The sequence below is a fragment of the Achromobacter sp. UMC46 genome, from assembly GCF_014170335.1.
In the GTDB taxonomy this organism is placed as follows: Bacteria; Pseudomonadota; Gammaproteobacteria; order Burkholderiales; family Burkholderiaceae_B; genus Achromobacter.
On the sequence record NZ_LZZS01000004.1, the window covers coordinates 648,832 to 672,165 of the forward strand.

Sequence of the window (23,334 nt, forward strand, 5' to 3'; positions counted from 1 at the left end):
TTCCTTCGTTGACAGCCGAAACACGGACTAGACCCGTGATCGACCCAAGGCCGTCCCACCTGTACAGGCGGGGGCCAGTTTACATGGACGCTCACAAGTGGCAAAACCGATCATTCCCTGGCTGGGTGGCAAGCGCCGCCTGGCCGACAAGATTCTTCCCTTTTTCCCCAAGCACTCCTGCTACGTCGAACCCTTCGCCGGGGGCGCAGCATTACTTTTCGCCAGGGCAGAGCCAGCGAAGGTGGAAGTGCTGAACGATATCAACGGCGACCTGGTGAATCTGTACCGAGTGGTGCAGCACCACCTGGAAGAGTTCGTGCGTCAGTTCAAATGGGCGCTGTCCAGCCGGCAGATGTTCAAGTGGCAGAAGGAAACGCGCCCTGAAACGCTGACAGACATTCAGCGGGCGGCGCGCTTCTACTACCTCATGCAGAACTGCTTCAGCGGCAAGCTGGAGGGCATGACGTTCGGCACGGCAACAACTTCGCCGCCTGGGTTGAACCTGTTGCGCATGGAGGAAACGCTGTCGGCGGCGCATCTGCGCCTGGCGCGCATCTTCATCGAGCATTTGCCGTGGCTGGACTGCGTGAAGCGCTACGACCGGCCGCACACGCTCTTCTATATGGACCCGCCTTATTGGGCCACGGCTGGCTACGGCGTCGATTTCGGCATTGAGCAATACGGCGCGATGGCAGAGGCCATGCGGACCATGAAGGGCCGCGCGCTGGTCAGCGTCAATGACCACCCGGAAATGCGGCAAGCTTTCGCCGGGTTCCCCATGCATGGGCTGGACATCCGGTACACGGTGGCCGGGGGCGCTGGTGTGCCAAGGCGCGAACTGCTGATCCAGAGCTGGCCCGCCGAATAGCTTACGCAACCGAAATATCGAGGCGGCGGCCCAGGTCATGGAACGCGGCCTCGATAGCTTCCAGCTTGGAGCTATGCGACAGGTCCAGCAGGCGGTCCACTTGCGGGTTGTGGACGCCTAGGCGGCGTGCAAGTTCGGTTTTGCGGATGCCTTGCTGGACCATTTCGTTAGACAGAAAGACCTTAGCCGTTGCCAATGCGCCCAGCGTCACGCTGCCATCCCCTACCGCCGTAGGCAGGGGAATCGGGCGGCGCGCGTCGATGTACAGCTGCAATATGGCTTCAAGCCCTTCAGCTGCGTTGGCCGCTAGGTCGTGTTCGCCTTCGCTGACAGACGCACCTTCGGGCAGGTCGGGGTACTGAATCAAGTTCGTGCCGTTGGTGTCCGGCGTCAGGGTGTAGCAGTAGGTCAACATGGTGTGTCCTCTGTGATTGGGGAGGCATTCATACAACGGGTAAGAGGCAGCCCTTGCGGGCCACCTCCTTTACTTCAGTCCAAGATCCTTTTTGATCTTCTGCACCAGCCCCGTACCGATTTCTTTACTGCCGTGGTCTGGAAAGCTGGTTTGCAGATCGCCAAGGGTTGCTTTGAAGTGGCTGCTACCTGATTTGTGGGGTTCTAACTTCACACCCTGTTTCAGCAGCCACCGCCTGAACTCGCTGTATTTCATTACCTCCCCTTCGTTGAACCGATAAGGAATTATACAACAAAAAAGATGTATGAAGCATCTTTTATGTTTTATCTGTTCGATTATTTTTTTGCGCATAAGGGCGCACATCGGCTACTTCGACCGCTCAGGTCACCGGCCACGGGTTGCGCCAGTGCCCGGACAAGCCTGCGAGTGTCCGCAAGAACCCAGGCAGCGCACCACGAGTAACACGCCACGGACTACGGGTGGCGAACGTGCCGGGGGTGCGCATCATCGAATCAAGGAAGACCAGATGGCAAGGCTCAAGCTCTCAACACTCAAGCCGCGTTTGGCTATGGTCGGCCCCAAGTTGGCGGCCGCGCCGACGCCCAGCGCCAAGCGCATGACAGGTAGGCGGTTGCAAGACCGTCGCTTGCGCATCTGGTCCGCGAATCCTCATTGCGCGCACTGCGGCAGGTTGACGATGTTCCCTGGCGGCTTCGAACTGGATCACAAGGTGGGCCTATTCGATGGCGGGGCGGACGCGGACGAGAACACGCAAGTGCTGTGCGTTTACCGCGCTGACGACGGACGCAAGACGGGATGCCATGACCTGAAAACGCGGGCGGATCTCGGCTACCGGAGCAAGGCATAGGCCACGAGGCCGCCAGAGGCCGCATATGCGTTCAAGCGCCGAGCCGAAGCGCGGTTCTGGCGTCGTGCTGATCGCCCCGTGGCGGGGCTGTGGACGGCTGTCGCGGCCCGTTGGGAGGGAGGGGGGGGTGAAAGTCTGAGCGGCCTCCGCATCGGAAACCACCTGTTCCCTCACGCACAGAAAATTTCCCCACTTCGGAAAATTGTTAACCCACTTTTGTTAACCAAAACCTATGGCATTAACCGACAAAAAGCGCCGCTTCGTCGATGCGCTGCTGTCGGGTCTATCCGGTGCGAAAGCCGCTATTCATGCGGGTTACAGCGAAAACGGGGCGGCCCAAGCAGCCGCCCGACTGATGCGTGACAAGCATGTTCTGGCGGCCTTGGGGCGCAATGCCGAGGTTAACAAAGGAGTTAACAAAAAGCGGGTTAACAAAAAGGCCGAATCGGCGGATGCGACGGAGCCAAATACACCGGCGAATGGACCGTGCGAAACAGCCGCCGACGCTGACTCCATGGCCGGAATCGGCTTGAAATCGCTAGGGCTTACCTCGGATCCGCGTGCGGTGCTGGTGGCCATCATGAACGACTCGTTAGAAGAACCGAAGCTTCGGCTAGAGGCCGCGAAGGCGCTCATGCCGTTCACGCACGGGAAAATTGCGGAACAGGGCAAGAAGGGCGCAAAACAAGAGGCGGCTGAAAAGGCCGCCACTGGTGGGCGATTCGCGCCGCCACCGCCTCCCACGCATCTACGCGTTGTCGGGAAGGGGTAACCCATGGCCTGGACAACCGCGTGCCCTGATTGGGCGGAACGCCTGCGCACGCGACAGTCGATCATTCCGCCGCCTATCTACCCCGACCAGGCCGAATATGCGCTGGGCATCTTCAAGCAGCTCAAGGTCGTAGATCTGGCCCAGGTCTACGATGAGGCCACCGGGACGTACCGACACCAGACCTTCGGGGAATGCTCCGAAGAATGGGTATTCGACTTTGTGCGGGCGATCTTCGGCGGATATGACGCCGATACGGGAAAACAGCGCATTCGGGAGTACGGACTCCTGATCAGCAAGAAAAATACGAAATCGACTATTGCAGCCGGCATCATGTTGACGGCGGTAATCATCTGCTGGCGTCAGGAAGAGGAACACTTGATTCTGGCGCCGACCAAGGAGGTCGCAGACAACAGCTTTAAACCGGCAGCGGCAATGATCCGGGCGGACGCTGAGCTGTCGGCCATGTTTCACGTTCAAGATCACATTCGCACCATCACGTATGTGACGACACGCAATACCCTCAAGGTGGTAGCTGCCGACACCGACACGGTGTCGGGCAAGAAGTCCGGCCGCATTTTGGTTGACGAGTTGTGGCTGTTTGGCAAGCGGGCGAACGCCGTGGCGATGTTTCTGGAGGCACTTGGCGGGCAAATATCGCGGGATGAAGGCTGGGTGATCTACCTGACCACTCAAAGCGATGACCCGCCAGCCGGTGTCTTTAAGGAAAAGCTCGCCTACTGGCGCCAGGTGCGCGATGGAACAATCGTAGATCCCAAAACCTTGGGAATTCTGTACGAGTTCCCGGAAGACATGCTTGAGGCTAAGGAATACCTTGACCCGGCCAACTTCTATATCACCAATCCCAACATTGGGCGGTCCGTCAGCGCTGAGTGGCTGGGTGATCAGCTCAAGGTGTTGCGCGCCAGGACAGACGGCGCATTCCAGCAGTTTCTGGCAAAGCACCTTAACGTTGAAATCGGCCTGAACCTACGGTCAGATCGATGGGCGGGGGCGGACCACTGGCAGGCGCAGGCCGACAAGGGGCTACGCCTGTTGGGCGACTTCATGCGCCGCGTGGAAGTAGTCACGGGAGGCATTGACGGCGGCGGACTGGATGACTTGCTGGGCCTTGGCCTGATCGGTAGAGAGATCGGGACCGGCCGGTGGTTGCACTGGGCGCGCGCATGGGCGCATCCATCAGTATTGGAACGCCGCAGGGAAATTGCCCCGCGTCTTCGTGATTTTGAGCAGGAGGGAGATCTGGTCATCGTCAACAAGATTGGCGACGACGTCACGGAGCTCGCCCAGATCATCAGACGCATTTACGACGCCGGGCTTTTTCCGGAAAAGGAAGGCGTGGGAGCGGACCCGAGTGGAATCACTTTTGCCGAGGCTTTTGCGGAAGCGGAAATTCCCGAAGAACTCCTTGTCGGGGTATCGCAAGGCTGGCGCATGGGCGGAACGATTAAAACGGTCGAGCGCAAGCTTGCGGAAGGGACTTTCGCGCATGCCGGTAGACCTATGATGGCATGGTCCGTGAGCAACGCACGGATCGAACAGCGCGCAAACTCGATCCTCATCACCAAGCAAGCAAGCGGAACCGCAAAGATTGATCCGCTTATGGCGCTCTTCGACGCCAGCCATTTGATGGCTCTGAATCCTTCGGCTAGCGGCAAGTCCGTATACGAAAGCCGGGGAATGCGCTTCCTATAGGGCAAGACACAATGAAATTCTTGGACAAGCTTTTCCGGCGTGGGGTGCCGGAGGCCCAGTCACGCCCGCACGCCAGCGCGCCTGGACTCACGTTCACTGGTCTTGACGATCCGACATTCCTGGAGTTCATCAGGAACGGCCAGCGAGGCGAGGCAAGCGCAATGCTGCGGAACACTGCCGCATTGCGTTGTCTGTCATTGGTTGGGAATGGCTTGGGCATGCTGCCCACGAACCTTTACCACGCTGGGGCAGACAAACGTGCGGCTAAAGATCATGCCGCCTACAAGCTTCTGCGCTTCAAGCCGAACCCGTGGCAAACGCCCATGGAATTCAAGAGCCAGATGCAACTGCTGCTCGAAACTGAGGGCAATGCCTACGCAAGAATCATCCGGGCAGGCGGGCGACCAATCCATCTGATTCCGTTTGAGAAGGGGCGCGTTCAGGGGAAACTGGCAGACGGGTGGCGGATGCAGTACCGCTGCACGACCGAAAGCGGTGGCATTCTCACACTGGATCAAGACGAGATTCTGCATGTGCGGGATTTGTCCCTTGATGGCGTGCTCGGCCTATCCAAGCGTCAATTATCGAGCCAGGTCTTTGAGCTGGCTGCGTATGCGCAGAGGGCCGCAGCAAACGTGTTTAAGACAGGGGTGATGGCCGGGGGCGCTATCGAAGTTCCAAACGCCCTCTCTGATACCGCATACCGCCGCATGAAGGAGTCGCTAAGCGACGAATACAGCGGGGCGGAAAACGCCAATAAATGGATGATCGCGGAAGAGGGGGCCAAGGCCAATCGCTTTAGCTCCACGGCACATGATGCGCAGCAGAACGAAACCCGCAATCACCAGATTGAAGAGGTGGCGCGGCTGTACGGCGTACCCCGGCCACTCCTGATGATGGATGACACCAGTTGGGGTTCTGGCATTGAGCAGCTGGCGATCTTCTTCGTCCAGTACACGCTGGCCCCGCGATTCGTTGCATGGGAACAGGCGCTTGCGCGGTCGCTCTTGACAGACCGTGAGCGCGAAACCATGTACTTCAAATTCAATGAGCGCGCGTTGATGCGTGGCACGCTCAAGGATCAAGCCGATTACTTCGCGAAGGCATTGGGAGCAGGCGGTCATCAGCCATGGCACTCGGCCAATGAAATCCGTGATCTTGCCGAATACCCCGCCGATGCAGACCCGAAATTCAATTCGCTTGGAAACCCTTCTGGGATGAAATCGAACAATGAGCCTAAAGCAACTACCTGAAATCCGCGCTGATCATCGGCTAGCCAAGGCTGGCTTTGATCTGCGGCCTGACGCCGTGGATCGTTGGGAGCCGGCGGTGTGCGCAGCAGTGGACGACCCCGACAAAAGCATCTCGATCTACGACGCGATCGGAGAAAACTGGGAAGGGACGGGCGTTACTGCCAAGCGCATCAGCGCGGCCCTGCGGAACATCGGCGCCAAGGACATAACCGTCAACATCAACTCGCCAGGCGGGGACTTTTTCGAGGGCATGGCCATCTACAACCTGCTGCGTGAGCATAAGGCGAAGGTTACGGTCCGTGTCCTGGGCGTAGCAGCGTCTGCGGCTTCAGTTATCGCGATGGCGGGAGATGAAATTCTGATGGGCGACGGATCATTCCTGATGATCCACAACGCATGGGCGGTGGCAGTCGGCAATCGTCACGATATGACGGAGACGGCCGCAGTCCTGGCACCCTTTGACGCCGCCATGGCAAGCTTGTACGCGGCGCAGGCCGGTATCGATGAGCGTGAGGCCGCCAAGCTTATGGATCAAGAAACTTGGATCGGTGCGCAGCGCGCTGTAGACGACGGGTTTGCGACCGGCCTCCTGCGCAGCTCGGACATCACCACGTCTGCGCAGGCCGCCACATCGCGCAAGCCCATGGCCTTGATTGAAGCCGCGATGGCTAAGTCGGGCTATTCGCGTTCCGCGCGGCGCGATGCGTTCAAAGCACTGTTTTCCAATGACACGCCGCGCGCTGTCGATCCTCCGGCCACGCCGAGCGCTGGCCATGAAGTTGCTGCATCTTTGCATTCCCTACTGAGCACTCTTCGCTCCTGACCATTCGCAACCAACATTGACGCCGCCCTAGAGGCGGCGTTGTCGTTTCTGAGAGGAAAACTATGAAGCAAGCACACATTTCCCGGAGCATCGTCCATCGCGGCCTCATGGCCGCATACGCCGAGGCAGCGCCGTCCGGTGCCGAAGTCAAAGCACTGATTGACGGTATCCAGACGGCCTTCGCACAGTTCAAGGCCGAGCACACCAAACAGATTGAAGAAATCAAGGCCGGCCGCTCGGGATCGGACCAAGAAGCGGTGTTGGCGAAGATCAATGCCGATCTTGAACGCCTTCAGCGAGAGTCCGACGATGCCCACACCAAGATCGCTGCCGCTCAAAGCGGGCCGGGGTCGGTGGCCGTGCGCGACAAGGACTACACCGACTCCTTCAACGCACACATGCGCAAGGGCGATATGCAAGCGGCGCTCAATAAGGGGGCCGCTGAAGAGGGCGGCTTCCTTACGCCGGTTGAATGGGATCGGACCATTACCGACATGCTGCGCGAAGAGTCGCCCATGCGGGAGCTGGCCCAGGTCCAGCCGACCAGCAAGGCTGGCTGGACAAAGCTGTTCAATATGGGCGGCACGGGTTCCGGCTGGGTGGGTGAGACTGATCAACGTCCGGAGACCGCCACGCCGAACCTTAAGGCCCTTGGCTTCGGCCATGGCGAGATTTACGCCAACCCGGCCGCAACCCAACAGATTCTTGATGATTCCGAAATTAATCTGGACGCCTGGCTGGCGGGCGAGGTTCAGGCGGAATTTGCGGAGCAGGAAGGCATCGCATTCATCAGTGGTGATGGCGTCAAGAAGCCTGCCGGCATTCTTACCTATGTCGAAGGTGGCACCAATGCGGCCAAGCACCCCTTCGGCGCAATCAAGGTCATCAACAGCGGTGCCGCAGCCGACATCAGCTCGGACGCCGTGCTGGATCTGATCTACGGGCTTCCCAAAAAATACCGCCAGAACTCCCGCTTTCTGACCAATAACCTGACCATCGCCAAGCTGCGAAAGCTCAAGGACGGCCAAGGCAATTACCTCTGGCAGCCGTCCGCGCAAGCCGGCCAGCCGGCCACGTTGCAGGGCTACGGCATTGCCGAGGACGAGAACATGCCCGACGTGGCCGCCAATTCCATCCCGATGCTGTTCGGCGACTACAAGCGCGGCTATCTCATCATCGACCGCATGGGCGTGCGGGTGTTGCGTGACCCGTACACCAAGAAGCCCTACGTGCTGTTCTACACGACGAAGCGCGTTGGCGGCGGTGTGCAGAACCCCGAATGCTTGCGCGCCCTGAAGGTCGCAGCGTAACCAAGTGGCGGGGGCTTCGGCCCCTGTCTTTCACAGGCGAAAACACATGAAGCTGATTAAAGCCATTCGCGGCGTCAAGGTGGGTGATATCTACCCGTCGGCCTTCGAGGCCGGGGAGGAATGCCCGGACGAGCTGCTGGCCGCAGCGCGCGAGCTGGGCGCGTTGGCGGATGACTCCACCGACGCTAACGAAAAGCAGGAACTGTTCGACAAGTTGGACGCGGCTGAAATCAAGTACGACAAGCGGTGGGGCCTGGAAAAACTCTCTGCCGCCCTGGCCGAAGGCAAGAAGGACTGACTATGCCTCTATTGACGCCTGATGAGTGCATAGCCCAATGCAGCGCTGATCCGGCGGACGCCGCGTTGCTCGAAAAGCTGCTCGCCGCTGCGGAAAGTGCCGTCGCGGGGCATCTGAATCGTGCTTTCTTCGCAACCGCGGCTGAGCTAATCGCGGCGCAGGATGCGCTGCCGGTTGCGGCGGGCGAGGCGCAAGATGCCTACGACGCAGCGATGGCAGCGGCGGGTGATTTCAGCAAGCCGGCGTCGCGCAAGATGGCGGTCGACTTGGCCGAGGCGCGGTTGGAGGAGGCCAAGATCGGCTTTCAGCGAGTTCTGTTCGGTATGGTGGCCACCCCTCGCGTCGATGCGGCGGTTCGCCTGACGCTGGGCAACCTGTTTGCAAACCGCGAAGAAGTGGTGGTTGGGGTGAGTGCAATCAGACTGCCGCAGGGCATCCCGGAACTACTGCGCGCTGATCGACGGGAAATGATGCCATGAGAGCAGGGCTGTTAAACAGAAGGGTTGTACTGTTGACCCGAGAAGTTCAGCGTGATGCCGCCAACGAGCTGATTGGCGAATGGGGTCAAGTAGCGGTAACGAGGGCATCGATTCGGAACACCTCCGGCATGTCAGCCATAAAGGCTGGTGCTGAGCTTGCAATAGTGAAGGCCAGTGTCCGACTCAGGTTTCGGCGTGATGTGACGGCGGGAATGCGCGTACAGCACGGTTCCGATTATTACGTTGTCGAGGCGGTTTTGCCGGATGAGATGAGACGCGAGCACGTGGATTTGGTGTGCCGTTTGCTATCTCCGAAGGAGGTCTGAACGTGAAGCAAGCTCGAAAGCACAGCGCCCGCTCGGTCACATTCTCTTTTGAGGGCGATATTGCCGGCCAGGCCGCCGCGTTCGTGAAGCAGGTGCAGGACGAAGCGGTTCGCCCAGCGGCGCACGCGATGGCAGTCGTTCTATACGATGAAATGCGGGCGCGAGTTCCATTCCACATGGGAAAGCTCCAAGCGGCTATCTATCGCTGGTTCGATGAATCCGATTCTGGTCCCGACAGAAAGACCTACTTAGTCGGCGTGAACAAGAGAAAAGCTCCGCACTGGTGGCTGGTCGAGCATGGCCATTGGCGTAAATACGCTGTGCTGAAACTGCCTGACGGTTCATACGTCACCCTCAAAGACAAGCCGCTGAAAACGCCTGTCTTCGAGCCGGCGCAGCCGTACCTGCGGGTCTCGGTCGATGCGAAGCTAGGCGCTGCGGTTGAGGCTGGCAGGCGCCGAATGGCAGAAAAGCTCGGGGAGATTCTGAATGCTTGAGCCGATGATTGTTGCCGCCCTTGCCCCTCTTGTGGAGGGCCGCGTATTTCCCGACACCGCCGCCGGCGACACGCCCTTGCCGTTCATGACGTACCAACAGGTCGGGGGGCGCGATGTCGTGTTTGTGGACGGGGAAACGGCGGACAAGCAGGGCGCTCGCGTCCAAATCAATGTCTGGGCGAAAACCCGCATGAATGCGTCGGATTTGATTGCGGCTACCAGGGCGATCCTGTGCCGGGCGCCGACGTTTGCCCGGCCCGAGGGTGGGCCGGTTTCCGTCACGGATCCTGTCACCGGGTTCAAGGGCGCCACCCAGGATTTCATGATCTGGCACAACACCCTATGACGACACCTCACGTATCCACTGGGTCCACGGTCGGAGTCAGCGCCGTTCTTCCGCCCGCGTTGACGCGCGCGGCGTTCGACGCATTGGCATATACGCCCGTCCGTGGCGTTCGGGTGCTTAGCAGCCTGGGAAAGTCCTATCAGACCGCTCCGTTTCATCCCATCGGTGCTGCAGTTCCTTTTCAGCGACGTGTCGCCCAGGCAGCCGCCTCGCTACCGCTGGAGTTGTACCGCCTGGTCGATCCCGGTCAGGTCTTGCTGCGCGCAGCGCTGGATTCCGAAACCAGCTTCAGTTTTCGCGTCACGGTTCCGGGTATCGGACATCACTATTTCACTGCCCGTGCCTCTAGCCGAATGTTGGGTATCGGGGGCGCAACCGATATCGCTGTCACCAGCGTTGCGCTGGAAATCGACAGCCCGATTATTGAGCCGCCGTAATCCCTTTTGATGGCCCGCTGGGCCGAAACCGCCCCTTTCTGGGGCAACACCACACAACCCGCCTCGTGCGGGTTTTTTTTCGTCCCGAGATAGGAAGCCCACAATGTCTGTATCCCTCCCCAATGGCGTGATTATCTCGCTGGCGACCGCTTACGGCGCCGCGAAGAACATCACCGCCCTGACGAACGGCAATCCGGCCGTTGCGACCAGCGCTGCCCACGGTATCGCCAACGGCGCGCTTATCGAAGTGAAATCCGGCTGGCAGAAGATCAACGAGCGCATCGTGCGCGTTGCCGATGCTGCCGCCGGAGCCTTCTCCCTGGAAGGCATGAACACCTCTTCCCTGGTGCAGTTCCCTGCTGGCACCGGCGCCGGCTCCGTGCGGGAAATCACGGCGTTCACGCAGATCACGCAGATCCTGGAAACCAGCACGTCCGGCGGCGAAATGCAGTTCGCCACGTACAGCTTCCTCGAAAACGACTTCGAAGCCCAGATCCCGACCCAGGCCAGTGCGCAGTCGCTGGCGCTGACCATTGCCGACGATCCGACGCTGGCCGGCTACAAGGCGCTGCAAGCCGCTGCGGAAACCCGTGAAGTGCGCGCCCTGCGCATCACGTTCCCGAACGGTTCGATGATTCTCTACAACGGCTACGTGTCGTTTAACGAGACCCCGACCATGACCAAGGGCGAAGTGATGGGCGTGCAGGCCACGTTCTCGCTGCTGTCGCGCCCAGTGCGCTACGCCGCCGCATAAGTCAACCGCGATCCTGCCGCCCTTTTGGGGCGGCATCGCAAACCAAACACCCTCTCGGAGTGCATCACATCATGGCAAAGACGAAATTCACCCTCAATCCGGCCCCCACGTTCAAGAAGAAGGTGCCGTTGCCCGTCCCTGGTGCGGGCTTTGAAGAAGTGGAATTCACGTTCAAACATCGCACCAAGGAAGAATTCAAGCAGTTCGCCGAAGGTCTGGCAGAACGCACCGATGACGTCCTGCTCTTGCTGGACATCGCGTGCGGCTGGGAACTGGATGATGCCTTTGACCAGGACAACATCGAACGCCTGGTCCAGGGCTATGTCGGTTCGGCGCGTGCCGTACTGGGCGCCTACATCGACGAACTCAGCAAGGCCCGCCTGGGAAACTAAAGACGCTGGGGGCCGCACTCTACGAGAAGGCACCCGATCCGCGCGAGTTGGCGGCATTCGGCCTTACCCCGGACGACGTGGCCGGCGACCCAGTCGAAATCTGGCCGGAGAACGAAGCTGCGTTCCTGCTGTTCTTCGCGTTGCGTTCGCAATGGCGCATCGGTATGGCAGGTGCGACAGGATTGGACTACTGCGCTCTGTTCCACAAGATGGACCGCATGGACCTCACGCCAGGGCAGTACGAAGAAGTGGAAGAACAGGTGCGCGTCCTTGAGTTTTCCGCACTGGAAGAAATAAACCGCAAGTAGCCCGCCAAGCGCGGGCATTTTTTTTGGGCTGACCATGTCGAAAGTTATTGCGGAAGGAGTCGTAGCCGTCACAGGTGACACGTCCGGCCTGACGGCCGCGATGGCGGACGTTGCGCAGGAAACTGGCAAGGCGAAGAAGTCGCTGGACAGCCTGGGGCGCGGTGCGTCTACCAGCCTCAACAAGGCGGCCGACAGCAGCAGCCAGGCCACCAAGAAGATTGAGCGCTCCACGCAGAGCCTGATTGGGCAAATTGAACGCCAAATCGCTGTGACCGAGGCGGGCGCGCGTGGCACGGCGGCCTACTTTCAGGAAATCGCCAAGCAGCGCGGCATTGACACGAACCAGCTCAAGCCCTACCTGGACCAGTTGAACGCGGTCACGGCAAAGCAGACTCAGGCCAAGGTGGCCATATCTGCAACGGCACCGGCGATGCAGCAGTTGGGCATGTCGGCGAAGGCTACGGCGGCGGCAATGCGCGGCGTGCCGGCGCAGTTCACCGATATCATCACGTCGCTTCAGGGCGGGCAGCGGCCGATGACGGTGATGCTCCAGCAGGGCGGGCAGCTTAAGGATATGTTTGGTGGGATCGGACCCGCTGCACGGGCGATGGGCACCTATATCCGTGGGCTCATCAGCCCCATGACGCTGGCAGCCGGCGCCGTCGCGGGCCTGGGCATCGCCTACTACAAGGGGTCACAGGAAACCTCGGCATACGTCCAGACGCTCATCAAGACGGGCAATGCTGCGGGCGTGACCGCGGGTCAATTGCAGCTAATGTCTGAGCGGATCGGCTCCACGGTGGGAACGCAGGGCCAAGCGGCGGCGGCGCTGAACGTCTTCGCCGGCACAGCGAAAGTGGGCGCGCAGAATCTGGAGGCGTTTACCGCTGCGGCGATTCGCTGGGAGAAGGCGACCGGCACGGCCGTGACCGATACGGCCAAGGCGTTCGAAGATTTGGGTAAGGCCCCACTGGAGGCATCGCTCAAGCTGAACGAAGGCATGAACTACCTGACGGCCAGCACTTATGAGCAAATTCGCGCCTTGGATCTGCAAGGGCGATCAAGCGAAGCGGCGGCCGTGGCGCAGAAGGCCTACGCGGATGCGCTGAACGACCGCGCCCCAAAGATTACGAACAATCTGGGCACGCTGGAGCGTGCATGGGCCGGCGTGCAGGGTGCAGCCAAGGGGGCATGGGATGCCATGCTGGACATTGGCCGTCCCTCTACCGCCGAGGATGCCATCGCGAAGATGGAACGCGAGGTGCGGCAGCGACAGGAAAACATCAGGCTGGCGCAACAGGGCGGCGCCACGGTCTCGGCGAAGGAATTTAGCGGCCTTGACGGCGCTCAGGCCGAATTGGGCGCAATGCTGGCGAAATCTGCGGCCGCCGTTGCTGCGGCACAAGCCGAAAAGAAGGCTGTCGAGGATCTGGCTGCCGCGCGTAGTCGGGCCGAGTATGTCGATGACCCCAACCGGAGCACGAAACCGCAGCAGCGCGCAAAGGCGATCGAGGCCGAATCGAATGCGTATCGCAAGGCGATTGCAGGTCTTGCCGCGGGGACCGAAGAGTATCGCAAGGTGTTCGCCGCGCACCAGGCGGCCTTGGCCGATATCGAGAAGCGGTTTGAAGACAAGGGGGCGGGCAAGGGGCCGAGTGCGACGGAGAACGAAGCGGCCAGGCTGCGGGCGCGCATTGCGGAGGAAAAGGCGCTGGCTGTGGAGCTGGCCGAACGTGGTCTGCAAACCAGCAAACTCAACGAACATGAGCGGCGCGCAGCGGAAATCGGCGAACTGCTTCAGGGCAACTTGAAGGGAGCGGCGCGCGCCGGCCTGGAGCGCACGCAGGCGCTTGCCGCAGAGGCAGGCGCCCTGGCGCGCACCAACAAGGAAACGGCAGCGTTTCTGGAGTCGCGCGCGAAATACATGCAGCAACTGGAAGAAGGCGTCGGAAAAATCAGCCTGGAGGCCGCCGCAATCGAAGATCAGGTTGCCACATACGGGCTGAGCAAGGCGGCGCTGGAGGGTCTGACTATCGCGCGCTTGTATGACCGCAAGGCAACGGTGGCTGGGTTCGAAGGGTCAGAGCGCGAAGTTGAACTCATCGAACAGGAAATCGAGGCCCGGGAGCGGCTTTCTGCCGCGATCAAAGCCAAGGACGTGAAGGACGCCCAGAAGAAGATCGCGGACGACGCAGCCCGTGACTGGGAGCGCAGCGTGGACAAGTACGGCGACGTGTTCCGGATCGGCTTTGCCGACATGCTGAACAACGGTAAGGAGGGCTGGAAGTCGTTCACCAAATCGCTGACCACGACGTTCAAGACCACGGTTGCGGACCAACTGTACAAAATGTTTGCACAGCCCATTGTTGTGAACATGGTCGCCAATCTTGCAGGGATCATGGGTGGCGCGTCGTCTGCGGCCGGTGGCGCAGCGTCTCTGGCCGGGGCGGCGGGCCAAAGCGGTTCTTTTGGGGGGCTGGGTCTCATGAACGTGCTGGGCGTCGCCAAGACCGCATATGGCGCTCTGACGGGCGGGATCACTGCGTCCCTGGCTTCTGGCGTTTCCGCCATCGGCAGCGCTATTGGATCAACGGCGGCCACGCAATTTGCATTGGGCATGACGGGGCAGGGTGCTACGCTGGCCGCGGGCTTGGCTGGACCGACGACGGCTGGAAGCGCGGCGGCCAGCGCCGGTTCGATGGCCGCCGGTGCAATCCCGGTGGTGGGCTGGATTGCTGCCGGCATGATGGCTTCTCGTTCGCTCTACAAGCAGGGGTGGGATGCGGGCAATGGGACGATGGCGCCGATTGCCAAGTACAACCCGATCACCGGGCCGTCGCTGTGGACGGACAAGATTCTTCGGGCGGTGGGCGTCAAGGGCGAATGGGCGTCGATGCTGTCCGGCTCATCCACCATTGCGAGGCTGTTCGGCATGCAGCCGAAGAAGTACGGCGATACGTCGATTGCTGGCGAGTTCGGCACGCTCGGCTTCATGGGCCACAACGAAACGCCCTGGACTCAAAAGGGCGGGGTGTTTCGCAGCAATAAGAAGGGGGTGCAATACGGTTCGCTGGACAGCGAATTCATGGATTCCATGACCGCATCCTTCGAGTTGATGAAGATGGGCGTTGGCGCCCTGGCGGACTCCATCGGGGTGTCGTCCAAGACGCTGGATACCTACAGCGAGCGCATCAAGGTCACGCTGACGAAGGACGCCGAAGAGAATCAGAAGCTCATCGATACGATGCTGGCAAACGTCGGCGAGAACATGGTTCGGGCGCTGATTCCCGACATCGAGCGGCTGGCCGCCGAGGGCGAGTCGGCCGGTCAAACGCTCGCACGGTTGAGCGACAGCCTGGGAGCAGTCAATTCCTCCCTGAAGCTGCTTCGCCATGACCTGTTGAGTGTTTCCCTGATGGGCGCGGAAACGGCTACGAAAGTCGCAGCGGCTTTCGGCGGGCTGGAGAGCCTGACGAATGCCAGCCAAGCATTCTACGAGGTGGCGTACACCGAAGGGGAGCGCGCCAAGTTCAGCCTGGCGTCGATCAGCGATGCGTTGCGATCGGTCGGCGTAGATATGCCCAACACCATGAAAGAGCTGAACAAGGTTGCTCTGGCGCTGGATCTAACGACCGATTCAGGGCGCGCGGCCTATGCCGCTTTGATTTCCCTCGGGCCGGCGTTTGCTGCGGCGATAGAAGCATCGGAAAGGGCGGTGCAGGAAGCGGCCTCGGCGTTGTTTGCGCCGTTTGTGGGGCGCGGGGCATCGTTGCCTGCGTTGTCTGGTGCCGCACTCGCGTTTGATGAGGTATCGGATAGCGCATCGGGGGCCACCGCGGCGGTTGGGTACATTTCGCGCCTGTTCCTGATTCTGGATTCCGGCCTTATCCAGTTCAATGGCAATCTGACCAGCGTTTCCGCTGAAATGACTGCCGGTCAGGAGGCGTCCGCGTTGCTCGGCGAACAAATCGCGGATCTGCGGGCGCAAGCTGGTGGCGCGATCATCGACTTTTCCGGGTTGGGCGCCGCTCTGGCCGCAGTTGATACCGATACCTTCGTCGCGACGATGGCGCAGGCATTCCAGAATCTGGCAAGCCGTTTTGCTGGGTTGTTGGATGGCATCAATGCCGAGCGGGTGGCCGTGCGTGACGCGGCGCGCGGAATCATAGATGCCAAGGTCATGACGCCGCAGGCCATCGCGAAGGAAATCGCCAGCGTTAACACGGTGGGGCCGAGCAATGCAGGGCTGATTGCCGCCTCTGGCCGCCTGAGCGCGGCTGATGCGTTGGCGGCGCAGCGGGTAGCAGAACGCAAGCAGCGAGAGGATGCATACAACGCAGTACAGGGAAGCTACGACAGCGCAACCTCGGGGCTTGCAACTGCCCAGCAACGGGCGGCCGAAGCGCAGGCACTGCTGGATAAGCTGAACTGGGATATTTACGCGCCCAAGACGGTCCCCTACAAAAAGAAGAACTGGTCGGAGCTTGATGCGGCGCGCAGCGTGGCGCAATCGCAGATGCCGGCGGCGCAAGCGGCCTGGGAACAGGCGCAAGCGGCGTTGCGGGCAGCTCAGGCGGCAGCGGCCGGCGCACCAGCGCTGGCAGACGTCGCCCGCTTGCAGGCGGAATATGCGGCGTCGGTGACGGCTGCCGCCAGCGCGCAGGCGGCGGCAACGGAGGCGGCAACAAACGCCAAGAGCCAGCAGACCGCATATGCGGATGCATTGCAGAAGTTCGCGCTAGATGCGACGAAGTCGGTTTCTCGGTTGGGCGAGTTGCGCGCGGAAACCGTGCGCTATTACGAGGCCCAGAAGGCACTGGCCGGCTTGATGGCGGACAGTGCCGCAGGCCTTCGTAAGTCGGTTTCGGACTACCGCTACAGCCAGCTATCTCCCGAGGATCAGTTTGCTTCGCTGCAGGGCGACTATGCGAAGGCATACGCCAGTGCGATGGGTTCGGACGGGGAAGCGCTGGCCGGCTATGCCGACAAGCTCAACGCGCTCATGCAACCGATGCTTGAGGCGGCGAAGGATTCGTTCTCGTCCGATGCTGCCTATCAGGCATTCGTCGCGACGGCGCTGGCGCGGGCCGAAGCGGTCGCCGGGCGCCTGGATTCCGTGGCGCCGAAGGACTACGCCAAGGAAAGCCTGGATCTGCTTGCGCAGATCGATGCAACGCTGGCCGCCCTTGAAACGTCTGCGCTCAGCGGTGAGCAGGTGATCACGAACGCGATCAACGCCAGCCGTGACGCAACGGTGAACGGATTGCGCCAAGTGGTCAATGCGTTGGCCGGCAAGGCCGTGGCGGCATTTGCGAAGGGGGGCGACCATGCTGGCGGGTTGCGCCTGGTCGGCGAGCGCGGGCCGGAGTTGGAAGTCACCGGCCCTTCGCGGATCTTCAGCGCAGAACGTACGCAGGCAATCCTTTCTGGGGGCGGCAATCAAGAGTTGCTGCTCGCGGAATTGCGGGCGTTGCGCCAGTCGAATGAGGCGCTGCGGGCAGAGGTTGCCAGCCTGCGCATCGAGGCGCGGGCGACGGCCAGCAATACCGGCAAGACCGCGCGCCAGCTGGACCGGCTCGAAATGGACGGGATGGTGGTCCGTACTGAGGCGGGGGCACCTCTTCAGGTAGAAGGCAAATGAAAGTAATCAAACCCGTGGTGATAGGTCCGGCACAGCTCATCTATTCGAGCGTGCCGGACAGCGATCTGCCTGCATACGATTCGGCAACCGACTATCCCCTGGGGGCGCAAGTCCTCTATGAGTCGATCATCTACGAATGCGTCCAGGCGCCGAACAAAGGCCATCAACCGGACCTGTCGCCGCTCTATTGGGCGGCGGCGGGGCCGACCAACAAATGGCTCATGTTCGATAGCGAGGTCAGCACGCAGACGGTCGCGGCCAGCCCACTTTCGGTAGTGGTAAAGCCAGGGATCACGAACAGCCTTGCGCTGCTGGAGTTGGGCGGGTCGCATCTGGCAGTGGTGGGCAGGGACGGTCTCGCAGGGCCAATTATCTACGAGCATTCGCGGCAGCTGGAGGGTTCGATTGTTTCGAACTGGTTCGAATACTTCTTCGAGCCGTTCATGCCGCTATCCGAAGTCGTTCTGACGGATATCCCCGCATATGGAAGCCTGCATCTTGAGGTGACTATCAGTGCGCCGGGGGCGGATGCGGCATGCGGCGCCATGATCTGCGGCAGTGCCTATGAGGTAGGGGAAGTGGAGTATGGCGGCAGCGCCGGCATCATCGACTACAGCCGCAAAGAGACTTCGGCAACCGGCGTCACGACGTTCCGGCGCCGGCGCTTCTCTCGCCGTATGTCGCATCGGCTATGGGTCGATGCCGCCCGCTTCAATGCGGTCTATCGACTGCTGTCTGGTCTTCGCGCCACGCCGTGCGTCTGGATTGGCACGGACGCGGAGGGCTATGGCCCGTTAACGATTTTCGGTTTTTACCGGGATTTTTCATTGGAAATCGCTTACCCGCTGGTTTCCTATTGCAGCTTAGAAATTGAAGGACTCACCTGATATGGCGATCACAGCATTACCGAATCCGCCTAGCCGGAGTGACCCGGCGAACTTTCCCGAGCGTGCTGACGCGTTCATGGCCGCGCTACCGGTCTTCGCTCAGGAGGCGAATCTCCTGCAGGGCCAGATCAATGATGCGGCCCAGGCGGCGGGTGAAAATTCCGCAGCAGCGGAGGGCAGTGCACAAGACGCGGCGAATAGTCGCTCGCAAGCTGGTCAGAAGGCGGCGGAGGCTGTGGCTGCGGCTGACGGGGCAGCCCAAAAGGCTTTGGAAGCCGCGAGCAGTGCAGCGCTTGCGGCGGAATGGGCAACCAAGACGGGTGCGCCTGTGGAAGGTGGCGAATTCTCCGCTAAGCACTTCGCCCAGCTGGCTGCCCAGGGAATGGGCCTGCCGGTGTTCTCTCCGACCAATATTCCTAATGCGGATGTGGGACCGATTTTCGTTCCGAATCAAGGAGGGATGGAGTGGCGGAACGGCAGGTACGTGGTCCAGCGGGCCGACCACGGGCAATGCCGCTTAATCTACATTAGCCCAACGGAACTCTGTCTCATCCCCTTTGGCGGCGACGGCCTGGTCATTAATGGACGGCAGTACCGCATTCCGGCAGCGGGGACCAGCATCACCACGGCGAGCACAACGGCCGCCACTGTTTACTACTTCTACGCCAAAAGCGATAGCGCCGGCGGTGTGGTAGTGGAGCCTCGGATCGCTGCGACAAATCCGCATAGCCGCCACTCAGACGGCGTGGAAATTTTGACGGGCAACCCGGACTACACGCTGGTCGGTTGGGCTTCGACCACAAGCACCAACACCTTCATGTACACGACCACGGATCGCCGGGTGATGTCGTGGTTCAACCGCCGGCAGCGCCATGCTCGTGAGATCGGCGGACCTTCGACGACGCTGAGCAACAGCAGCGTCCAGTTGACCAGTGGGGTCATTATCAGTTGCTGGGCCGGAGAGGAAATCAACTTCGCCGCCACCGGAGAGGTCCACACCACGTCCAGCACCCTTTCTACCGGCATTTATCTGTCCGTGCGAGTTGGCGCCGCAGCGTTGGAATACGGCAATTGGGGGTATTCGGTGGAACCGAACGGCACGCAGCGGGCATCCTCGGTTGTGGACACGTTTGTAGCCCCCTCTGACGGCACCCATGCTTTGGCGCCCTACGGCTTTACGAACACAGCTTCAGCGCCGGCCGTCTTTCGACAAACCCTTGTTGCTACGGCGATGATATGAACTCGCAGATCAAGATAGGCCCTAGCTTTTCTCTTGAGTTGGCCGCAGCGGGCCTGAATGGAAAGCCGTTCTCGTGGACGCCTGACGGGCAGTTCCTATTCGGTGCCGACATGAACGAGCAGCAGCGCGCCGCCGTGCTTGCGGTGCTGAATTCCCACGACCCCACGGCGCCAGCTCCCGTAACTGTGCCCGAATCGGTGACCAAGTATCAATGCTGCGTGGTGCTGGCGCGCCACGGTCTGCTGGGTCAGACAAATGCATTTTTTGCCGCCATGGCGTCTGATGACCCTCGCCGCCTTGCTTGGGAAATGGCGGCCACGGTACAGCGGGACAGCGAAAGTACGCTGGACGCCATCACACACCTTGGCCTATCCGAGGCCCAAGCCAATGCGATGTTCATCGAAGCCGGCCAGGTCGAATAGAACGACAGCGGCTCGCAATAGGCCCGCCACATCTTGGCGGGCTTTTTTTCGTTCATACGGAGGGCAATCATGCGCACCGTCTACAGGAGCAGTGCAATTATGGAACCAGGTACCACGGGGCTGGGAGGCCTCGCCGCCTTGAAGGTCGCGATGGCGTATGGCGTGCCGGCGGCGGTGGCGGCCATGCTTGGCTTGCTGATCATGCCGCCGCGATCGGCGCGCGAATTCACTGTCCGCACGGTGTCGACCGTTTCCTGCTCGTTCTTGTTTGGGCCGGCGCTCGCCGGCGCAGTCATCGCCTGGAAGCCAGGGCTGATGGAAGCCATGATCTGGCTGGCGCAACACGGCGCAGGCAGCGACGACGCGCTGCTGGCGAAGTTCTACGTGCTGGGGCCGAGCATGCTGCTGGCCGGGTTGCCTGCGTGGTGGGTGTTGGGGGCGTACATGCGATGGATGGCAAGCATGCGCCAGAAGGGCCTGCTTGAATGGCTGGCCGAGGTGCGCGCGAAGATTCTCGGCGTGCGACCTGGTGGGGAGGGGTGATTGTGGATCTGAAGACTGTTTTCGAGACTGCAATCAGACCTGCGCTGGCGTTCTTGCCGGCCAAGATGGACACGCTGGAGGCGAGGGTCATGCTGCTGGCGATTGGCTTGCAGGAAAGCCGCTTCGTCCACCGCCGGCAGATCAGTGGGCCGGCCCGCGGGTTCTGGCAATTTGAGCGAGGCGGGGGTGTGCGCGGGGTATTGACGCACCCCGCCAGTCGGGTCCATGCGTATCGGCTTTGCGGCGGGCGTGCCGTCGATCCGGTCGCCGCAGCGGTCTATCCCGCGCTGGAACAGGACGACGTGCTGGCCGCCGGGTTCGCGCGGCTGCTCCTGTGGACGGATGCCAATCGCCTGCCGGCTATCGGCGATGTTCAGGGCGGGTGGAATCTCTACGCTCGTACGTGGCGCCCGGGGAAGCCGCACCCTCAGACCTGGCCAGCCCTGCACGCGGAAGCCGTCGCTGTAGCAGGAGGCGGCCATGTGGGCTTGGATTGAACGCGTCAAGGGCGGGCTGCTGCTGATTGGCCTGGCGCTGGTTGCGTTGGTCAGCGTGTTCTATCGGGGGCGGGCTACCGGGCGCCAAGTAGAACGGAAGGAGCGGGCAGAACAAATCAATGAGCAGGCGGCGAACGCCCGCAAGGAGGTGCGGGATGTGGAGCAAGAAACGGCCAGCATGGGCGATGACGCTATTGCTGATGAGCTTAAGCGTGACTGGGTGCGGGGCGCCGGCAAAAGTCGGCATTGAATTCTGCGAGCATGCTCGGCCCATCTATTTCGATTCGGCCCAGCAGGTAGATGCAACTCCAGCACCAGTGCGCCGGCAGATTCGCGACGTAAACAAGGTTTGGGAGACGCAGTGCGACCGCTAAAGGTGAAACGCTTTTTGTGTTATTCCCTTTAGCGGCCGAGCTACAGACCTTGCATGTATTGCGGGCCGTTATCTCAGGGTGCCGCCAAGCTTCGCACAATCAATGGTGACACCTTCGGCTAATCGGTAGCTATCCCCGCTCGCCACTGGACGCGCCCAGGCCCATGCACTCATCCGGTGGCCTGTTTTTATGTTTGCCACCACATCGGCGCCCGAGCGGCGCGCTTCGTCTGCGGCCACTTGCAATACTTCGTTGGTGCCGCCATACCATTGCTTGGACCCCAGTAGCTTCCCAATCGAAGTAGCCTGGACATCTGCGGGCAGTGGGGACGGCAGGAAGCACACGGGGCCGCTGTAGCTCGCCACAACCGGGCTGTCTGAGGGCCGCTTTGTCCTGCTCTTTGCGGCGCAGCCCGCCAGAATTGCTGCGATCAACACGGCGGTTAAAGCGCTTCGATAAGGCACGTTGTCTCTCGTCTAGGTATTAGTCGAGGCGCATTGTATTGCGAAACGTTTCTGCGACCGTGGACTTCGAAGTTACGCTTTGGGCGGGGGTGCCAGGGCCTGCATTGCTCAATCACCGCTCAATCCACTGCAGCCACCACCCTTGGTAGTAACGCCGACCGTCGATCTCTTCGAATCCGCAGACCATCATGCCGCGATCGGACGAGAAAGTGAGCAATTCGGGCTGTAGTAGGTCGGGGATCGCTCCCTTATCGGTGGCGCCGAATTTTTGTAGGCCGTCCATAGTCATGACCCGGATGTATCGCTTCATGTCTTCGCGCATGATCGAGTACATGCGTACGGTCCCGGTGATGGTCGGACCTGGGTCTCGGTCGTGGCGCTTCTCGCCGAGGTAGTGGGTGCGGGTGACGGTGCAGAGCATGATCTTTTGTCAAAATACTGTATGGACATACAGTATAAACAGGCCTAGAATTCGCGCAATTCGGCCCTATTTCCAGGCCGGTGGGGACGGAGCATGGCGGACGCTGTGGAGTGGATGCAGAAAGGCGACTACTACTGGCAAGGCCCATCCGGCTGGACGATCTGCCGCGTGTACGTCGAAGGCATGTGGCAGTACGAACTGTGGTTTAGCCGCGGAGACAGCGGCACGATCTACGGGATGCGCGCGTCATTGGCCGCTGCACAGGACCTCTACCAGCAAAAATTGGGGTAGCGCTAATCGGACATAGGTTCCGCGATCAGGCGATCGGCAGGATAGGGCAGCAGGAAATCCCGGGCCGCGTCGGCCGGCGCCGTTAGCCAGTCGCCGTAGGTGCCTTCCGGCAGGATGACGACCATCCGCTTTTCCTTGCCCGCTTGATGGTAGTCGCGGAATAGGGGATCGTCGTCCGCGTTGATGGTCAGCATGGTGTAGCTCTCCTGCACCTGGCCGGCGGCGTCGCGCCAGCGATCCCACAGACCGGCGATACCAAGCGGCGCGCCGTCAGCCCTGGTAAACCGCGTGGCCACGGCGGAGCCCGATCTCCAGTCGGGTTCGAAGATGGCGTCGGCCGGGATGATGCAGTGCTGGCCGCGACGCCAGGCGTTCCCGAAGGTGAAGGACTTGGGCGCCGTCTCGCTGCGCGCGTTGAACGTCGACAGCTTGCCGGCCTTGTCCAGGCCGTCGGCCTTCGTCATCGCGCTGATAAGGCCCCAGCGGCCGGCGACCGCTTCCCGCTCCGGCACGGCTTCGTCGCCGGCGTCATGCTCGACAGGCCGGCGCACGAACACACCCTGATACCTGGGCCACATGTCGTACTTGCCAACGGCGGGCGGCTTCTTGCGCACTCCAAATTTCTTGAGCAGCAATTCGGCGTCTTTCAAAGTTTGGTAATGGCTGCACATGGAACACTCCGGGAGTGAGTCAGG

Annotated in this window: 28 protein-coding genes; 24 read left to right on the forward strand and 4 right to left on the reverse strand. The window is 61.1% G+C overall.

Annotated features, from left to right (window positions below):
- Positions 1-97: 97 nt before the first annotated feature.
- A complete protein-coding gene (locus tag A9973_RS05925; protein WP_183012815.1) occupies positions 98-868 on the forward strand; it encodes a DNA adenine methylase in 771 nt (256 codons plus the stop codon).
- Between the two features lies 1 nt (position 869).
- On the opposite strand, the gene A9973_RS05930 is transcribed toward A9973_RS05925, so the two are convergent.
- Positions 870-1,283, reverse strand: a complete 414-nt coding sequence (locus tag A9973_RS05930; protein ID WP_183012816.1) for a type II toxin-antitoxin system HicB family antitoxin — start codon at positions 1,281-1,283, stop codon at positions 870-872.
- Positions 1,284-1,352: 69 nt separating this feature from the next.
- On the reverse strand, positions 1,353-1,538 hold the full coding sequence (locus tag A9973_RS05935; protein ID WP_175169315.1) for a type II toxin-antitoxin system HicA family toxin: 186 nt from the start codon (positions 1,536-1,538) through the stop codon (positions 1,353-1,355).
- 271 nt (positions 1,539-1,809) lie between these two features.
- On the opposite strand from A9973_RS05935, the gene A9973_RS05940 reads away from it, so the two are divergent.
- The 22 genes from A9973_RS05940 (at position 1,810) to A9973_RS06045 (ending at position 21,339) form a co-directional block, all read left to right on the forward strand.
- Positions 1,810-2,151 (forward strand): HNH endonuclease, encoded by a 342-nt coding sequence (locus tag A9973_RS05940; RefSeq protein ID WP_255469033.1) that lies wholly within the window; start codon positions 1,810-1,812, stop codon positions 2,149-2,151.
- A gap of 232 nt (positions 2,152-2,383) precedes the next feature.
- Entirely contained in the window at positions 2,384-2,923 is a 540-nt protein-coding gene (locus tag A9973_RS05945; protein ID WP_183012817.1) for a terminase small subunit, read from the forward strand.
- Positions 2,924-2,926: 3 nt separating this feature from the next.
- A complete protein-coding gene (locus A9973_RS05950; RefSeq protein WP_183012818.1) occupies positions 2,927-4,636 on the forward strand; it encodes a terminase large subunit in 1,710 nt (569 codons plus the stop codon).
- A gap of 11 nt (positions 4,637-4,647) precedes the next feature.
- On the forward strand, positions 4,648-5,889 hold the full coding sequence (locus tag A9973_RS05955; protein ID WP_183012819.1) for a phage portal protein: 1,242 nt from the start codon (positions 4,648-4,650) through the stop codon (positions 5,887-5,889).
- Positions 5,867-6,712: a head maturation protease, ClpP-related gene (locus A9973_RS05960; protein ID WP_183012820.1), complete on the forward strand. Its 846-nt coding sequence runs from the start codon at positions 5,867-5,869 to the stop codon at positions 6,710-6,712. Before A9973_RS05955 ends, A9973_RS05960 begins: the two co-directional genes overlap by 23 nt.
- Positions 6,713-6,774: 62 nt before the next feature.
- Positions 6,775-8,022, forward strand: coding sequence for a phage major capsid protein (locus A9973_RS05965; protein ID WP_183012821.1), 1,248 nt, complete (start codon positions 6,775-6,777; stop codon positions 8,020-8,022).
- 46 nt (positions 8,023-8,068) lie between these two features.
- Positions 8,069-8,320 (forward strand): hypothetical protein, encoded by a 252-nt coding sequence (locus A9973_RS05970; protein WP_183013197.1) that lies wholly within the window; start codon positions 8,069-8,071, stop codon positions 8,318-8,320.
- A 2-nt stretch (positions 8,321-8,322) separates the two neighbouring features.
- Positions 8,323-8,799 carry a hypothetical protein gene (locus tag A9973_RS05975; RefSeq protein WP_183012822.1) on the forward strand — a complete coding sequence of 159 codons (477 nt, stop codon included), beginning with the start codon at positions 8,323-8,325 and terminating at the stop codon, positions 8,797-8,799.
- Positions 8,796-9,125, forward strand: coding sequence for a phage head closure protein (locus A9973_RS05980; RefSeq protein WP_183012823.1), 330 nt, complete (start codon positions 8,796-8,798; stop codon positions 9,123-9,125). The genes A9973_RS05975 and A9973_RS05980 overlap by 4 nt, the downstream gene beginning before the upstream one ends.
- Positions 9,126-9,127: 2 nt before the next feature.
- Positions 9,128-9,622: an HK97 gp10 family phage protein gene (locus A9973_RS05985; RefSeq protein WP_183012824.1), complete on the forward strand. Its 495-nt coding sequence runs from the start codon at positions 9,128-9,130 to the stop codon at positions 9,620-9,622.
- Complete coding sequence (locus A9973_RS05990; protein ID WP_183012825.1) at positions 9,615-9,968, forward strand: DUF3168 domain-containing protein; 354 nt, start codon at positions 9,615-9,617, stop codon at positions 9,966-9,968. The genes A9973_RS05985 and A9973_RS05990 overlap by 8 nt, the downstream gene beginning before the upstream one ends.
- Positions 9,965-10,405 (forward strand): hypothetical protein, encoded by a 441-nt coding sequence (locus A9973_RS05995; RefSeq protein ID WP_183012826.1) that lies wholly within the window; start codon positions 9,965-9,967, stop codon positions 10,403-10,405. The genes A9973_RS05990 and A9973_RS05995 overlap by 4 nt, the downstream gene beginning before the upstream one ends.
- A 103-nt stretch (positions 10,406-10,508) precedes the next feature.
- Complete coding sequence (locus tag A9973_RS06000) at positions 10,509-11,159, forward strand: phage tail protein (RefSeq protein WP_183012827.1); 651 nt, start codon at positions 10,509-10,511, stop codon at positions 11,157-11,159.
- A 71-nt stretch (positions 11,160-11,230) separates the two neighbouring features.
- Positions 11,231-11,551: a phage tail assembly chaperone gene (locus tag A9973_RS06005; protein ID WP_183012828.1), complete on the forward strand. Its 321-nt coding sequence runs from the start codon at positions 11,231-11,233 to the stop codon at positions 11,549-11,551.
- Positions 11,552-11,598: 47 nt separating this feature from the next.
- Complete coding sequence (locus A9973_RS06010; protein WP_255469034.1) at positions 11,599-11,859, forward strand: DUF1799 domain-containing protein; 261 nt, start codon at positions 11,599-11,601, stop codon at positions 11,857-11,859.
- A 34-nt stretch (positions 11,860-11,893) separates the two neighbouring features.
- Complete coding sequence (locus tag A9973_RS06015) at positions 11,894-17,500, forward strand: phage tail length tape measure family protein (protein ID WP_183012829.1); 5,607 nt, start codon at positions 11,894-11,896, stop codon at positions 17,498-17,500.
- A complete protein-coding gene (locus tag A9973_RS06020) occupies positions 17,497-18,387 on the forward strand; it encodes a hypothetical protein (protein WP_183012830.1) in 891 nt (296 codons plus the stop codon). Before A9973_RS06015 ends, A9973_RS06020 begins: the two co-directional genes overlap by 4 nt.
- A 1-nt stretch (position 18,388) precedes the next feature.
- Positions 18,389-19,627, forward strand: a complete 1,239-nt coding sequence (locus A9973_RS06025) for a hypothetical protein (RefSeq protein WP_183012831.1) — start codon at positions 18,389-18,391, stop codon at positions 19,625-19,627.
- Positions 19,624-20,049, forward strand: a complete 426-nt coding sequence (locus A9973_RS06030) for a hypothetical protein (RefSeq protein WP_183012832.1) — start codon at positions 19,624-19,626, stop codon at positions 20,047-20,049. The genes A9973_RS06025 and A9973_RS06030 overlap by 4 nt, the downstream gene beginning before the upstream one ends.
- Positions 20,050-20,148: 99 nt before the next feature.
- A complete protein-coding gene (locus tag A9973_RS06035; protein ID WP_183013178.1) occupies positions 20,149-20,592 on the forward strand; it encodes a hypothetical protein in 444 nt (147 codons plus the stop codon).
- A 2-nt stretch (positions 20,593-20,594) separates the two neighbouring features.
- Positions 20,595-21,089, forward strand: a complete 495-nt coding sequence (locus A9973_RS06040) for a hypothetical protein (protein ID WP_183012833.1) — start codon at positions 20,595-20,597, stop codon at positions 21,087-21,089.
- On the forward strand, positions 21,073-21,339 hold the full coding sequence (locus tag A9973_RS06045; protein ID WP_183012834.1) for a hypothetical protein: 267 nt from the start codon (positions 21,073-21,075) through the stop codon (positions 21,337-21,339). Before A9973_RS06040 ends, A9973_RS06045 begins: the two co-directional genes overlap by 17 nt.
- 700 nt (positions 21,340-22,039) lie before the next feature.
- Here the strand turns inward: A9973_RS06045 and A9973_RS06050 are convergent.
- A complete protein-coding gene (locus tag A9973_RS06050; RefSeq protein WP_255469035.1) occupies positions 22,040-22,348 on the reverse strand; it encodes a hypothetical protein in 309 nt (102 codons plus the stop codon).
- A 93-nt stretch (positions 22,349-22,441) separates the two neighbouring features.
- Between A9973_RS06050 and A9973_RS06055 the strand changes: the two genes are divergently transcribed.
- Positions 22,442-22,639 (forward strand): hypothetical protein, encoded by a 198-nt coding sequence (locus A9973_RS06055; protein WP_183012835.1) that lies wholly within the window; start codon positions 22,442-22,444, stop codon positions 22,637-22,639.
- Between the two features lie 2 nt (positions 22,640-22,641).
- On the opposite strand, the gene A9973_RS06060 is transcribed toward A9973_RS06055, so the two are convergent.
- Entirely contained in the window at positions 22,642-23,310 is a 669-nt protein-coding gene (locus A9973_RS06060) for an SOS response-associated peptidase (protein WP_183012836.1), read from the reverse strand.
- Between the last annotated feature and the right edge of the window lie 24 nt (positions 23,311-23,334).

Coding starts and splice junctions, on each gene's coding strand:
- A9973_RS05930 (WP_183012816.1), bottom strand. CDS start 1,283: ATGTTGACCTACTGCTACACCCTGACGCCGGACACCAACGGCACGAAC.
- A9973_RS05935 (WP_175169315.1), bottom strand. CDS start 1,538: ATGAAATACAGCGAGTTCAGGCGGTGGCTGCTGAAACAGGGTGTGAAG.
- A9973_RS05940 (WP_255469033.1), top strand. CDS start 1,810: ATGGCAAGGCTCAAGCTCTCAACACTCAAGCCGCGTTTGGCTATGGTC.
- A9973_RS05945 (WP_183012817.1), top strand. CDS start 2,384: ATGGCATTAACCGACAAAAAGCGCCGCTTCGTCGATGCGCTGCTGTCG.
- A9973_RS05950 (WP_183012818.1), top strand. CDS start 2,927: ATGGCCTGGACAACCGCGTGCCCTGATTGGGCGGAACGCCTGCGCACG.
- A9973_RS05955 (WP_183012819.1), top strand. CDS start 4,648: ATGAAATTCTTGGACAAGCTTTTCCGGCGTGGGGTGCCGGAGGCCCAG.
- A9973_RS05960 (WP_183012820.1), top strand. CDS start 5,867: ATGAGCCTAAAGCAACTACCTGAAATCCGCGCTGATCATCGGCTAGCC.
- A9973_RS05965 (WP_183012821.1), top strand. CDS start 6,775: ATGAAGCAAGCACACATTTCCCGGAGCATCGTCCATCGCGGCCTCATG.
- A9973_RS05970 (WP_183013197.1), top strand. CDS start 8,069: ATGAAGCTGATTAAAGCCATTCGCGGCGTCAAGGTGGGTGATATCTAC.
- A9973_RS05975 (WP_183012822.1), top strand. CDS start 8,323: ATGCCTCTATTGACGCCTGATGAGTGCATAGCCCAATGCAGCGCTGAT.
- A9973_RS05980 (WP_183012823.1), top strand. CDS start 8,796: ATGAGAGCAGGGCTGTTAAACAGAAGGGTTGTACTGTTGACCCGAGAA.
- A9973_RS05990 (WP_183012825.1), top strand. CDS start 9,615: ATGCTTGAGCCGATGATTGTTGCCGCCCTTGCCCCTCTTGTGGAGGGC.
- A9973_RS05995 (WP_183012826.1), top strand. CDS start 9,965: ATGACGACACCTCACGTATCCACTGGGTCCACGGTCGGAGTCAGCGCC.
- A9973_RS06000 (WP_183012827.1), top strand. CDS start 10,509: ATGTCTGTATCCCTCCCCAATGGCGTGATTATCTCGCTGGCGACCGCT.
- A9973_RS06005 (WP_183012828.1), top strand. CDS start 11,231: ATGGCAAAGACGAAATTCACCCTCAATCCGGCCCCCACGTTCAAGAAG.
- A9973_RS06015 (WP_183012829.1), top strand. CDS start 11,894: ATGTCGAAAGTTATTGCGGAAGGAGTCGTAGCCGTCACAGGTGACACG.
- A9973_RS06020 (WP_183012830.1), top strand. CDS start 17,497: ATGAAAGTAATCAAACCCGTGGTGATAGGTCCGGCACAGCTCATCTAT.
- A9973_RS06025 (WP_183012831.1), top strand. CDS start 18,389: ATGGCGATCACAGCATTACCGAATCCGCCTAGCCGGAGTGACCCGGCG.
- A9973_RS06030 (WP_183012832.1), top strand. CDS start 19,624: ATGAACTCGCAGATCAAGATAGGCCCTAGCTTTTCTCTTGAGTTGGCC.
- A9973_RS06035 (WP_183013178.1), top strand. CDS start 20,149: ATGGAACCAGGTACCACGGGGCTGGGAGGCCTCGCCGCCTTGAAGGTC.
- A9973_RS06045 (WP_183012834.1), top strand. CDS start 21,073: ATGTGGGCTTGGATTGAACGCGTCAAGGGCGGGCTGCTGCTGATTGGC.
- A9973_RS06050 (WP_255469035.1), bottom strand. CDS start 22,348: ATGCTCTGCACCGTCACCCGCACCCACTACCTCGGCGAGAAGCGCCAC.
- A9973_RS06055 (WP_183012835.1), top strand. CDS start 22,442: ATGGCGGACGCTGTGGAGTGGATGCAGAAAGGCGACTACTACTGGCAA.
- A9973_RS06060 (WP_183012836.1), bottom strand. CDS start 23,310: ATGTGCAGCCATTACCAAACTTTGAAAGACGCCGAATTGCTGCTCAAG.